A 12,639-nucleotide genomic window follows, 5' to 3' on the forward strand; every position below is an offset into this window, starting at 1 on the left:
ATGTATTTTGGGAAACATCAGACGCAAAGGCTGCGATCCCGATAATTGTTAACCAGAAGAACGCACATTCTGAGTCAGTTCACCGTTATTCCGGTGGATTGTTGCGAGCCGCACAATTTTATATCTCGAAATTAAGGGTTTTCCCTTGTCAGGGTGGTGACTAGACTGGATTTCAATCGCTGCGCATCATCGTGGCGGCGATGCCGACAAAACCACATTGGAGGGAAATCATCATGAAATCGCTGATCAAGGCAGTCGCTATTGCAGCGGTTCTCGCAGCACCGGTCGCATCGTTCGCGCAGGCGAGCCAGCAGCCGGTCACCCGCGCCGAAGTCCGCAACGAACTGATTCAACTGGAGCATGCGGGCTATAACCCGGCGACATCGAACGACACGAATTACCCGGCCGATATCCAGGCCGCCGAGCAGCGCTTGCAAGCGCAAAATCCGGCGGTCGCGCAGACTCAGCCGACCGCCGACACGAGCGGTTATGGCGCGCCAATGAGCGGATCGACCCAGGCGGGCGGCATGGCGCAGCCGATAACGGGTCAGAAAAGCGTGTATTTCGGCAACTGATTGCCATGCACATGGCGCAATGCTGTGCACCGCTTTCGGCGGCGCACAGCGCTTCACACCAGGTGGTGATCAATCCGGCGCGCCGCATCAATGCATGCGCACGCTGCGTTCCTCTCTCTGAAGGAACCTCCGCTGCCGCAAGGTAGCTTGGCCCAAGCTCTTCGAAGTTTGGGCTCTTTTTATGTCCACTGCGGATCTCAGGGCCGTTCGCCGGTAATGTAGAACTCGAGTTGCTGGATAGTGAACTGCTGTTCCGCGATGATGCTTTTCACGAGGTCCCCGATCGACACCATGCCGACCAGCCGGCCGTTCTCGATGACCGGCAGGTGGCGCATGCGCCGCTCGGTCATCAGCGCCATGCAGTCTTCGATCGTCTGGTCCGGGCGCACGAAGCGCACCGCCTTGCTCATGATGTCGCGCACAGGCGTCGCCTTCGACGACCGGTCCATCAGCACCACCTTGCGCGCATAGTCGCGCTCCGTGACGATGCCCGCGATGCTGTCGCCGTCCGTCACCACCAGCGCGCCGATGGCCTTCTCGGCCATCATCCGGATCGCCTCGTAGACGGAATCGTCGGCGCCGATCGTATAGACATCGGAGGGGTTCGGTTTCGTTTTAAGAAGCTGTGCAACGGTTGTCATTGAGCGGCTCCGTTTCGCAGTGCAGCACGCCGAAATGGCGCACTGTCGTGGGGGGACAGGCGATTCCAGTATAGGCGCGCCATGCGCTCGCGGTACACCAGGAATGCCCGGCATGCGGATTAGCGGTAAACTCGCAATCCAAACCTTAATCCCCGGCTCGACCGGGTTCATGCCAGCACCATTGTTCAACGCCATGCTCACGTCTCAGGATCCATCGCCCGCAGCGAGCGGCGCCGTCACCGGCGAATGCGTCGTTCTCGACGCCACCGCAACGCTTCCCACGCGCTACGGCACGTTTACTTCCTTTGTGTTTCGCGTGGTCGACAGCGGCGCCGAACATCTCGCGCTGGTCATGGGCGATGTCGCCAACCAGTCGTCCGTGTTGACGCGCCTGCACTCGGAATGTCTGACGGGCGACGTGCTTGGCTCCTATCGCTGCGACTGCGGCGAGCAGCTCGATCTCGCGCTGCGCTATATCGCGGCCGAGGGGTGCGGTGTGCTGCTCTATCTGCGCGGGCACGAAGGACGCGGCATCGGCCTGTCGAACAAGATTCGCGCGTATGCGCTGCAAGAGCAGGGGCGCGATACCGTCGAAGCCAATCTCGATCTCGGCCTGCCCGACGATTCACGTGAATACGATTCGGCCGCGGGCATCCTGCGCACGCTGAAGGTCACATCGGTGCGGCTGATGAGCAACAATCCGGAAAAATTCCACACGCTGTCGAAGCACGGCATTCCGGTGTGCGAGCGCGTGGCGCTCGCGATTCCCACGCGCGAGGAAAACGAGCGTTATATCCGCACCAAACAGTTGAAGTTCGGGCACTACTTCGACGAGAACGAGTGACGGTCTTACGGCCTGGCCCGGCGTCTCATCGGTTCAGGCTCTGAGCCCGCAGCGCCCGCTGTCCGGGTGTTGCGGCAAGGTCCGCGCCGGCAAACGCTAGCCGCGCCCATAAGCACATTCGCCCAGCAGGAACGCCACGTGCTGATATCTCATGCCGTGACATTTCAGCAAACGGGTGAATCCATGAGCAAGCAGAACAAGAGCGACGCATACCCCTTTGCGTCGGGCGGATGGGGATCGATGAAGGCGGTGGCGAAAATTCTGCTGCAGGAAAAGACGCCGCTGACCGACAGCCGCGTCCTGATGCATCAGAACAAGCCCGACGGTTTCATGTGCGTCAGCTGCTCGTGGGCGAAGCCTGCCGATCCACATGTCTTCGAGTTTTGTGAAAGCGGCGCGAAAGCCACCGCTTGGGACATCACCGCCAAACGCGTGACGTCCGACTTTTTTCAGGTCCACAAGGTGAGCGAGCTACTGAAGTGGCACGATCACGATCTCGAGGAAGCGGGGCGCCTCACCGAACCATTGCGCTACGACGCGCAGACCGACCGCTACGTACCCGTCTCCTGGCAGGAAGCGTTCGACGCAATAGGCGCCGAGCTACGCGCGCTCGATCCGGCGAGCGTCGTGTTCTACAGCTCGGGCCGCGCGTCGCTCGAAACCTCGTACATGTTGCAGCTTTTCGCGCGAATGTATGGCAACAACAATCTGCCGGACAGTTCGAACATGTGCCATGAGAGCACGGCGGTCGGACTGAAGGAGGCGATCGGCGTCGGCGTCGGCACGATCACGCTGGAAGACTTCGAGAAGACCGATCTGATGTTCTTCTTCGGTCAGAACGTCGGCACGAACAGTCCGCGGATGTTGCATCAGTTGCAGGACGCGCGCAAACGCGGCGTGCCGATTATCACGTTCAATCCGTTGCGCGAGCCCGGCCTGCTCGATTTCGCCAATCCCCAATCGCCGGTCCAGATGCTGACGCCCGCCGAAACCCAAATCAGCACGCAATACCATCAGGTGAAGACGGGGGGCGATACGGCCGCGCTACTCGGCATCTGCAAGCTCGTGATCGAGGCGGATGATCGCGCGGTGACGAGCGGCACGCCTCGGGTCATTGACGTCGACTTCATCCGTGATCATACGAGCGGCTTCGACGCGTTCGCCCAGTTCGTGCGCGAGGCAAGCTGGGACGACATCGAGCGCGTCAGCGGTCTGCCGCGCGATGCGCTAGAGGCGGCGGCGCAAGAATACATGAACGCGAACGCAGTCATCGCTCACTATGGGATGGGGCTTACACAGCACCGCATGGGCGTGCAGAACGTGCGCATGCTGTGCAACCTGCTGATGCTGCGGGGTAACGTCGGCAAACCCGGAGCGGGGCCGTCGCCGGTGCGCGGACATTCGAACGTGCAGGGGCAGCGCACGGTCGGGATTACCGAGAAGCCGGAACTCGCACCGCTGGATCAATTGGCCAAACAGTTCTCGTTCGAGCCGCCGCGCGAAAAGGGCATGAATATCGTCGAGGCGTTCGAGGCGCTGCTCGATGGCAAGGTGAAGGCGATGTTCAACCTCGGCGGCAACCTGGTTCGCTCGATCCCCGATCGCGTGCGCACCGAACCCGCGTGGGCCACGCTCGAACTGACCGTGAACGTCGCGACGAAACTCAATCGCAGCCATCTGGTGCATGGCAAGCGCTCGTATGTTCTGCCGTGCCTGAGCCGCATCGAGATCGACCGGCAGGAGAGCGGCGAGCAGGCGGTGTCGATGGAAGACAGCACAGCGTGCTTTCACGGCTCGCATGGCGTGGTCGAACCGGCCGCGCCAACGATCCGCTCGGAGCCTTTCATTGTCGCGGGCATTGCCAAGGCGACGCTCGGCGAGCGTTCGACCGTCGATTGGGATGCATGGCGCGACGACTATTCGCGCGTGCGTGTGGAGATGGGCAAGACCTGGCCCGAGATGTTCGATAACTTCGATGCGCGCATGTGGACACCCGGCGGGGTCAAGCGGCCGGTGCCCGCGCGCGAGCGCAAGTGGAAAACGAAAAGCGGCAAGGCCGAATTCATGGTCCCCGACTCGATCGGCGAAGATCCGGACATGCCCGAGCGCGAGCCTGGGTCGCTTCGTCTGATGACGCTGCGCAGCGACAGCCAGTTCAACACGACGATCTACAACGACGATGACCGGTTGCGCGGCGTCAAAGGTTCGCGCATGGTGATTCTGATGAACCCCGCCGACATGGAAGAGCGCGGACTTTCCGAGGGCGACCGCATCGGCCTCGAGACAATTGCAGACGATGGCGTCGAGCGTCGCGTCGATGGCTTCGCCGTGATGCCGTTCAACGTGCCGCAAGGGTGCATCGGCGGTTATTTCCCGGAGTGCAATCCGCTCTTGCCGCTGTGGCACTGCGCGAAAGAAAGCAAGGTGCCGGGTGCGAAGTCGATCCCTGTGCGCGTCGCGGCGAGTGTCCGCTGACCGGTCTTCGGGGCAGGTGACGGTCAGGGCCTTTGCGGCCGCGGGCGCGACGAGCTTGCGCTTTGCGCAAGCTATGCTCGTCGCCCCGGACCCCAATGCGGTGCTGGCGGCAGCCCGCTCATTCGGCTCCAGATTGTCCCCCCGGCGTGATCACTCCAAGTCGTTGTTGCGCGGAACTGCGCCGCCCAGTTCCGCGCCCGTGGTCGGATCGCTCGACGGGTCCGAACGCAGGCGCCTGGCCATCGCAGTCAACGCTGTTTCCTGTTGGGCTTCGAGTCCAACCGACGCGCTGCCGTCGCCGCCGTCCACCGCGGGTTCGCCTGGCTGAGGCGACAATCCGGCGCCGCTGTTCCACGGTGCCCTGACCACCGCGCCATCGCCCGACATCCTGTAGTAGACGCTCGCGAACTCTTCGCGCGGCGGCAGCTTGCCCGGAGGGAAGTTCGGCGAGATCGCGTACAGCGCCTTCTCGAACGACTTCTGATGCGAGACCTCGCGCGTCATCAGAAAGCCGAGTGCCTCGCGCACGCCTGGGTCGTCGGAGACGTTGATCAGTCTTTCATAGATGATTTTCGCGCGTGCTTCGGCCGCGATATTCGAGCGTAGATCCGCAGTCGGCTCGCCGATCGTGTCGATGTACGCGGCCGTCCACGGCACGCCCGCCGAGTTGGTCAGCGACGGGCCGCCACCGTACAGCACCTGGGTCACGTGGCTGTCGTTGCCGGCGCCGTTCAGCTTGCGGTACAACTCGGCCTGCTGCTCGACCGCTTCGGCCAGTTCGCCCTTGGCGCCGCGGTTGAGCATCGCGACGATCGAGCCGATTATCTCGAGATGGCTCAGTTCCTCGGTCGCGATATCGAACAGCATGTCTTTGCGGCCCGGATCTTCTTCCGCGACGGCCTGCGTGAAGTAGCGCATCGCGGCTGCCAGTTCGCCTTGCGGTCCACCGAACTGTTCGAGCAACAGGTTCGCCAGACCGGGGTGGGTCGTGCTGACGCGCACCGTATATTGCAGCCGCTTGTTGTGCATGAACATAGTTGTCCTCCATTGAAGTTGAGCGCTTCAGGGCGTCATCGCCGTGCCGCGCATGCGCAGCGCCGCTCGTTGCGAGCGGCGCGACTGCAAACGCGCATGAGCCGTGCCCGGCCAGCGTTGCGCTGCTTCGCCGTCGTTGTTCGCAACGCTCCGGTCATCCATTCAGCCGCGCTGCACCGGGAACGTGGTTTGCTGCGGTGCTCGGCGATCGGCCTTCATCATCGGGTCGAAAACTGTTTCCGCCACCTCATCGTTTCTTGCGATGCAGCCAGGTGCCATCGTCCAAACATCATGGGAAGCTCGCTGGAGCGTCAACGCCTATGTTGCCAACCGTCGAACGGGCTGTCGCCAGCGCAGGTCGAAGCGCGACGATCAGCGCCTGGCGATCCAGCGCGCGCCGTCCGTTGCTGTTTCTGCCACTTCTGATTGCCGGTTCTGTCGAGAACTCCCTCGCGCAACGACCGCCGCAGGATGCGCTGCATCCGGCCGGCGTGCAGGCCGCGCACATACTCCGGCTATGGCATATCTCGCTGATCGTGTGTGGCGCGGTGTTCGCCGCAGTGCTGTTCGCGACGCTGGTCGCGCTGCTGCGCCGGACCGACCGGAGCCCGCAAGCCGATCCGTCCTCCACGCAGCCACTGGTCCCGGCGCCCGAACGCGGGCCGCAGCGTGCGGTAGCGATCGCGAGCATCGTGTCCGTCGCGTTGCTGCTCGGGCTGATCGTCGCGGACGTGGTCACCGATCGCGCGTTGTCACGCATGCCGGTCGAAGATGCGCTGCATCTTCAGGTAACCGGTGAGCAGTGGTGGTGGAAGGTCGACTATCCGGCGGACGGACAGCAGCCGGGTTTTTCGACTGCGAACGAATTCCACGTGCCGGTTGGGCGGCCGGTGATTATCGAGCTCAAGGCGGGCGACGTGATCCATAGCTTCTGGATGCCGAACCTGCATGGCAAGAAGGACATGCTGCCAGGCCTCGATTCGACGATCGAATTTCGTGCCGACAAGCCGGGCCTATATCGCGGTCAGTGCGCCGAGTATTGCGGCGCCGAACATGCATGGATGGCGATGTTCGTGACCGCCGACCCGCCCGAGCGTTACGCGCAGTGGCGCGCGCAGCAAGCGGCGCTGGCCGTGTCGAGTGCCATGGGCGCCGCGCCCGCTGCATCCGCCGGTGCCGGGCCTGCTGCCCGAATCGATACGCTCGCGCAGCGCGGCCTGCAGATCTTCGAGCAGTCGAGCTGCGCGAGTTGTCATACGGTGCGCGGCACTTCCGCGCAGGGCACGCTCGGTCCCGACCTTACGCATCTGATGAGCCGGCACACGATCGGCGCGGGCGTGCTGCCGAACACGCAACAGAACCTCACGGCCTGGATCCGCGATCCTGAGGCGGCCAAGCCCGGCACGACGATGCCGAAAGTGCCGCTAACCGCCTCCGACCGGCAAGCGCTGGTCGCCTGGCTGGGGACCCTGCGATGAGCACGCTCGAACATCCGCCATCCTTGCAGGTGGACCTCAGTATCAAGGACGGCCCCGACGCGAGCGCCGAAACGCGCTCGCTGCTCGCCGAGACGTGGAGCGATCCACCGGGCCTGATCGGCTGGTTCTCGGCGATCAACCACAAGACGATCGCGCGGCGCTTCATCGTCACGACCTTCGTGCTGTTCCTGCTTGCGGGAGTGCTCGCGCTCGCGATGCGCACCCAGCTTGCACGGCCGGATAACCGTCTGGTCGGCCCTGACGTGTACGACCAGCTGTTCACGATGCACGGCACGACGATGATGTTCCTGTTCGCCGTGCCGGTGATGCAGGCCGTCGCGGGCTATCTGATTCCGCTCATGATCGGCGCGCGCAGCGTCGCGTTTCCGCGCATGAACGCGTACGCATACTGGATGTTCCTGTTCGGCGGTCTGACGCTCTACATCGCGTTCGCGCTGGGCGCCGGGCCGCGTTCCGGCTGGTTCAGCTACGTACCGCTCGCCGGTCCCGACTATGCGACGGGCAAGGGTTCGGATATCTGGGCGCAGATGATCACATTCACCGAGCTGTCCGCGCTGCTCGAAGCAATCGTGCTGATAGCGACGATCCTGAAGATGCGCGCGCCGGGCATGTCGCTGAACCGGCTGCCGCTGTTCGCATGGGCGACGCTCGTCACGCAATTCATGGTCCTGTTCGCCATGCCGGCAATCATGCTGGCGAGCACCGCGCTGATTCTCGACCGGCTGGTCGGCACGCAGTTTTACAACCCGTCGCTCGGCGGCGACGTGCTGTTGTGGCAACACCTGTTCTGGTTCTTCGGGCACCCGGAGGTATACCTGATCTTCATTCCGGCGCTCGGCTTCATGTCGTCGATCATCGAGGCTTTCGCGCGCCGTCCGGTGGTGGGGTATCCGGCGATGGTGCTCGCGCTGATCGCGACCGCGTTTCTTGCGTTCGGGCTGTGGGTGCATCACATGTTCGCGACCACCGTACCGGAGCTTGGAAAAAGTTTCTTCACCGCGGCGAGCGTGCTGATCGCGGTGCCGTCGGGCCTCCAGATTTTCTGCTGGCTTGCGACGTTGCTGACCGGAAGGCTGAAGCTGCGTGTGCCGCTGCTGTTCGTGCTCGCGTTCTTTTTCATCCTCGTGCTCGGTGGCATGACCGGCATCATGCTCGGCTCGGTGTCACTCGATCTGCAGGTTCACGACACTTACTTCGTGGTCGCACATCTGCACTACGTGCTGATCGGCGGTGCGGTGTTTCCGTTGTTCGGCGCGTTCTACTACTGGTTTCCGAAAGTGACCGGTCGCCTCCTCGGCGAACGGCTCGGGCGCTGGCAGTTCTGGCTGTTTTTTATCGGCTTCAACGTGACGTTTTTTCCGATGCATTGGCTAGGCCTGCACGGAATGACGCGGCGCATCTGGACCTATCCGGAAGAATCCGGCTGGGGACCGCTGAACCTGACCGCGACGCTCGGCGCGTATCTGATGGCGGTGAGCGTACTGCTGTTCGTGCTCAACGTGGCGCGCAGCCGCCGGCACGGAGCACTCGCATCCCCCGACCCGTGGGGCGCCGGCACGCTCGAATGGAGCGTGCCGAGTCCGCCGCCGCCGCACAACTTCGATGCGTTGCCGATTGTGCACGGCCGGCATCCGCTGTGGGAGCCGCGGCAACAGCCGGCCTCGGTGTCGGGCTTATCGGCCGGCGCGCGGGAAGTCCTGACGACGAGCGCGCTCGACGCAATCGCCGAAACGCGGCCACTGTTTCCGCAGCCGTCGATCTGGCCATTTCTGAGCGCGATTGCGACGACGGTCTTTTTTATCGGCTCGATCTATACGCCTACCGCGGTGTGGTGGGGCACCGTGCCAGCGGCGGCGGCGATGATCGCGTGGTTCTGGCCGACGCGTGCGAGCAATGCCGTGGCGCGGGCGCTGGAGCAGTGGCCGTCGGCGCGGCCGCGCGGACGCGCAGAGCGCAATGCGAGCGCGCAAGCAGTTCGCCGGGCTGCTTACGAGTCGGCAGACGAAGCGACGAGCAACGCAACGCGCAAGGCGGGCATGGAAGCGGCGGGCGATCCGCCAGTCGAGGCGCCAAACAGGACATCGCGCGAAGCAGCAGGCAGATCCGCTAGCCCCGCAGCGCGCGCCACTGCGCCAGCTCCTGCCGACGTGCCGCACACCAGTACCGGGACGCCGCAACAGTCGGACAGCCCCGACGGCGGCGCTTCGACGCTCGACGTGCGGGCACTGCCGAGCTTCGACTTCAGCCATCGCAGCCTGATGTGGTGGGCGACGGCCGGGCTCATGGCGATCGAAGGCACGGTGTTCGCTATCGCGGTCGCGATGTACTTCTATCTGCGCGGCGTCAACGCGGCGTGGCCGATGCAGGCGCCACCGCCGCCACTGCTGTGGGGCACGCTGAACACGGGGATTCTGCTGTTGAGCCTGTGGCCGAACCAGCTCGCGAAGCGCGCGGCCGAGCGCGGCGAGCGCGGCGGCGCGTGTTTGTGGCTAGCCGTCTGTCTGGCGTTTGCGTTCGCCTTCCTGGTGGTGCGCGGCTTCGAGTTCTCAGCGCTCAACGTGATGTGGTACGCGAACGCGTACGGCTCGATCGTCTGGCTGCTGCTGGGCCTTCACACCACCCACCTCGTGACGGATACCGTCGACACGGCGGTGCTCGCACTGCTGCTCAAGACCGGTCCATATGAAGGCAAGCGGCTGCTGGATACCAGCGAGAACGCAATTTACTGGTACTTCGTCGTATTGAGCTGGCTGCCGATCTATGCGGTGCTGTATTTCGCACCGCGCATGCAACTGTGATTCGTGAAGGGCGCCAATGGATATCTGGTTAGGTTTGCTCGCGGCACCGGCAGCGGTGCTTGCCACCCAGAGCATCGACTATGCGCTGATCCGGCTCGCCTGTGCGAGCGGCGCCGAGTGGCCGATGCACGCGGTCAGCGCCGCGGCCTTCCTGTTCTGCGCGTTCGCTGCGTGGCTAGCGTATGGGCGCTGGCGCGCCGAATGTTCGATCGGCGCGCCGGCCTACACGCGGCGTATCGCACGTACCGGTTTTTTCGCCCTGATGGCGATGATCGTCGGCGCGCTGTCGGCGCTGATTCAACTGGCGATGTGGTTTCCGCAATGGCTGCTGCCCGCGTGCCGCTGATCCGGCGCCTCCGTCCGGCCGCGCGCTGCGTGGCCTTCGCCAGCGCACTGCTCGGCTCGCTTGCTAGCCCGCTGGCCGGCGCCCATGTGCTGTCCGATGCCGATCGCTCGGCGCCGTCGCTCGGCTGGAGCTTCGAGCCTTGGGTGGTCGCGTTGCTTGCGATCAGCATCGGCGCGTATCTGACCGGCTATCTGCGCCTGCGCCGCCGCGCCCGCTCGCGCGCACGCGCGGGCAGCGCGCGTCGCCTGCAACTGCTCGCCTTCATGTCGGGCAGCGGCACGCTCGTGATCGCGTTGCTGTCGCCGCTCGATACGTTGTCGGGCGCGCTGTTTTCCGCGCATATGGTGCAGCACGAATCGATGATGTTGATCGCCGCGCCGCTGTGTGTGGCCGGGCGGCCGCTGGCCATATGGATCTGGGCGCTGCCGCGGCGGGCGCGGCGGTGGGTCGGCAGGGTAGTGCGGGCGCGCGCTTTCTCGCGTGCGTGGCGCTGGCTGACCGCGCCGCTCGTCGCATGGTTGCTGCACGCGGCCGCATTGTGGGCATGGCATGCGCCGCCGCTATTCGAGGCCGCGCTCGCTCATCCGGGCCTGCATACTCTGCAGCACGCGAGTTTCCTGCTGAGCGCGCTGATCTTCTGGTGGACCGTGACGGGCGACGGCGCCCGCCGTGGCAACGGCGGTCACGCGATGCTGTCGCTATTCACGACGATGATCCATACCAGCGCGCTCGGTGCGCTCATCACGCTGGCACCGGGGCTCTGGTATCCGTCGTATATGGAACCGGGCAGCGTGTTGGGCATCGATCCGCTGCGGGATCAGCAACTCGGCGGCCTGATCATGTGGGTGCCGGGCGCGCTCGCGTATCTGGCCGGCGGGCTGCTGGTCGCGGCACGCTGGTTGAGCCGCGCGGACCGTCAGCCGCCGCTCACGCACGACGCGGCACGGTTACAGCAGGAGGGCGCGCGATGAGGCGAACCCGCTCCGGCACGCGAGGCGCGGCACGCTGCGCGGTGTTGGTGACGTGCGCCGCGATGATCGTCGGCGGACCGATGCGCGGACCGGCCGCGGCCGCAACGCCCGGCCAGCCCGCGCAGGGCCAGCAGTCACTGTCACTGGGCGCCGTCGAGCGGACCGAATTCGCGCGCGGCGCCTACCTCGCCAAAGCGGCCGACTGCGCCGGCTGCCACACCGCACCGCAGGGCGGCGCGCCGTATGCAGGCGGCCTCGGAATGGCCTCGCCGTTCGGCACGATCGTCTCGAGCAACATTACGCCGGACCCGCAGTACGGCATCGGACGGTACACGTATGGCGACTTCGAGCGCGCGCTGCGCGAGGGGGTGGCGCGCGGTGGCAAGCGGCTCTATCCCGCGATGCCGTACGTGTCGTTTTCGAAGCTCAGCGAATCGGACCTGCATGCGCTTTACGTCTTCATGCTGAACGGCGTCGCTCCGGTCGCCAAACCGACCGCGGCCGCCGACGTCGCTTTTCCGTTCAACCAGCGCTGGGCGCTTCGCTTCTGGCAGATGGCGTTCGTGCCGTCGCAACCGTTCGTGCCCGATCCGCGGCGCGACCCAAACTGGAATCGGGGCGCCTATCTGGTGCAGGGCCCCGGACACTGCGGCGCCTGCCATACGCCACGCGGGATGTTCTATCAGGAAAGTGGCACCGACGAGTCGTCGAGCAAGTATCTGGTCGGCGGCGTCAACGACCACTGGTTCGCGCCGAACCTCACCGGCGACCGCGGCTCCGGGCTTGGCCGGCTGACCGCTGCGGACCTCGCCGCATTTCTTGAGACCGGGCACGGCGGGGGCGTGATCGCCTACGGCAGCATGGTCGAACAGGTCGAGGACAGCTCGCAGTATCTGACCCAACAGGACGCCGATGCCATCGCGCACTACCTGAAGTCGCTGCCTGCGCAGCAGCCGTCAGGCACCTACACGCCCGGCAGCGACCCCGCGCGCTCGCGCGCCAATGGCAGCCGTGTGCCGGATTCGCTGAACCTGGGCTTCAACGTATATCGGTCGTTCTGCACGCGTTGTCACCGCGACGATGGACGGGGCGTGCCGAATGTGTTTCCGGCGCTGGCGGCGAATCCTTCGGTGATCGCGGAGGACACGACGTCGCTGATTCGTCTGCTGGTGGAAGGCGGAAATAGTCCATCGACGCTCGCGCAGCCGCAGCGTCAGCAGATGCCCGGATTCGCGGCGACGTTGGCCGACGTCGAGATAGCGCAGGTGCTGACCTATATTCGCAGCGCCTGGGGCAACAACGCGCAGCCCGTCACGGCCAACGACGTTGCGACGCTGCGCAAGGAACTGCACAAGTAAGCCTTCACGAGGTCAAACGGCGTTTCAGTCACCCGGTCATGGATCAGCGACGGCGGCGCCCACCAGTTGTTTCTCGCGTCGTACACGAACCGGCTGG

The 12,639-nt window shown here is 64.7% G+C and carries 11 protein-coding genes; 8 read left to right on the forward strand and 3 right to left on the reverse strand.

The genetic code is table 11. The features are described 5' to 3' along the window. Positions 1-233 precede the first annotated feature (233 nt). On the forward strand, positions 234-575 hold the full coding sequence (locus tag LJ655_RS21655; protein WP_230563263.1) for a DUF4148 domain-containing protein: 342 nt from the start codon (positions 234-236) through the stop codon (positions 573-575). 197 nt (positions 576-772) lie between these two features. On the opposite strand, the gene LJ655_RS21660 is transcribed toward LJ655_RS21655, so the two are convergent. Next, positions 773-1,216 carry a CBS domain-containing protein gene (locus LJ655_RS21660; RefSeq protein ID WP_230563264.1) on the reverse strand — a complete coding sequence of 148 codons (444 nt, stop codon included), beginning with the start codon at positions 1,214-1,216 and terminating at the stop codon, positions 773-775. 193 nt (positions 1,217-1,409) lie between these two features. On the opposite strand from LJ655_RS21660, the gene ribA reads away from it, so the two are divergent. Further along, a complete protein-coding gene (ribA, locus tag LJ655_RS21665) occupies positions 1,410-2,060 on the forward strand; it encodes a GTP cyclohydrolase II (protein WP_230563327.1) in 651 nt (216 codons plus the stop codon). A 183-nt stretch (positions 2,061-2,243) separates the two neighbouring features. Continuing rightward, positions 2,244-4,535: an FdhF/YdeP family oxidoreductase gene (locus LJ655_RS21670; protein WP_230563265.1), complete on the forward strand. Its 2,292-nt coding sequence runs from the start codon at positions 2,244-2,246 to the stop codon at positions 4,533-4,535. 150 nt (positions 4,536-4,685) lie between these two features. Here the strand turns inward: LJ655_RS21670 and LJ655_RS21675 are convergent, their stop codons facing one another. After that, the gene (locus LJ655_RS21675; RefSeq protein WP_230563266.1) at positions 4,686-5,570 is read right to left on the reverse strand and encodes a manganese catalase family protein; all 885 of its coding nucleotides are present in this window, start codon (positions 5,568-5,570) and stop codon (positions 4,686-4,688) included. 27 nt (positions 5,571-5,597) lie between these two features. Further along, positions 5,598-5,732: a hypothetical protein gene (locus tag LJ655_RS30135; RefSeq protein ID WP_268991629.1), complete on the reverse strand. Its 135-nt coding sequence runs from the start codon at positions 5,730-5,732 to the stop codon at positions 5,598-5,600. A gap of 158 nt (positions 5,733-5,890) precedes the next feature. Between LJ655_RS30135 and coxB the strand changes: the two genes are divergently transcribed. Genes coxB through LJ655_RS21700 form a run of 5 tightly spaced genes read left to right on the forward strand, consistent with a single transcriptional unit; the run spans position 5,891 to position 12,542 of the window. After that, entirely contained in the window at positions 5,891-7,048 is a 1,158-nt protein-coding gene (gene coxB, locus LJ655_RS21680; protein ID WP_230563267.1) for a cytochrome c oxidase subunit II, read from the forward strand. Continuing rightward, positions 7,045-9,867: a cytochrome c oxidase subunit I gene (gene ctaD, locus LJ655_RS21685; RefSeq protein WP_230563268.1), complete on the forward strand. Its 2,823-nt coding sequence runs from the start codon at positions 7,045-7,047 to the stop codon at positions 9,865-9,867. The genes coxB and ctaD overlap by 4 nt, the downstream gene beginning before the upstream one ends. 16 nt (positions 9,868-9,883) lie before the next feature. Next, entirely contained in the window at positions 9,884-10,213 is a 330-nt protein-coding gene (locus LJ655_RS21690; RefSeq protein WP_230563269.1) for a hypothetical protein, read from the forward strand. Then, positions 10,189-11,184: a cytochrome c oxidase assembly protein gene (locus tag LJ655_RS21695; protein ID WP_230563270.1), complete on the forward strand. Its 996-nt coding sequence runs from the start codon at positions 10,189-10,191 to the stop codon at positions 11,182-11,184. Before LJ655_RS21690 ends, LJ655_RS21695 begins: the two co-directional genes overlap by 25 nt. Next, positions 11,181-12,542, forward strand: a complete 1,362-nt coding sequence (locus LJ655_RS21700) for a c-type cytochrome (RefSeq protein WP_230563271.1) — start codon at positions 11,181-11,183, stop codon at positions 12,540-12,542. Before LJ655_RS21695 ends, LJ655_RS21700 begins: the two co-directional genes overlap by 4 nt. The last annotated feature ends 97 nt before the right edge of the window (positions 12,543-12,639 follow it).

The organism is Paraburkholderia translucens (assembly GCF_020881035.1).
Lineage (GTDB): Bacteria > Pseudomonadota > Gammaproteobacteria > Burkholderiales > Burkholderiaceae > Paraburkholderia > Paraburkholderia translucens.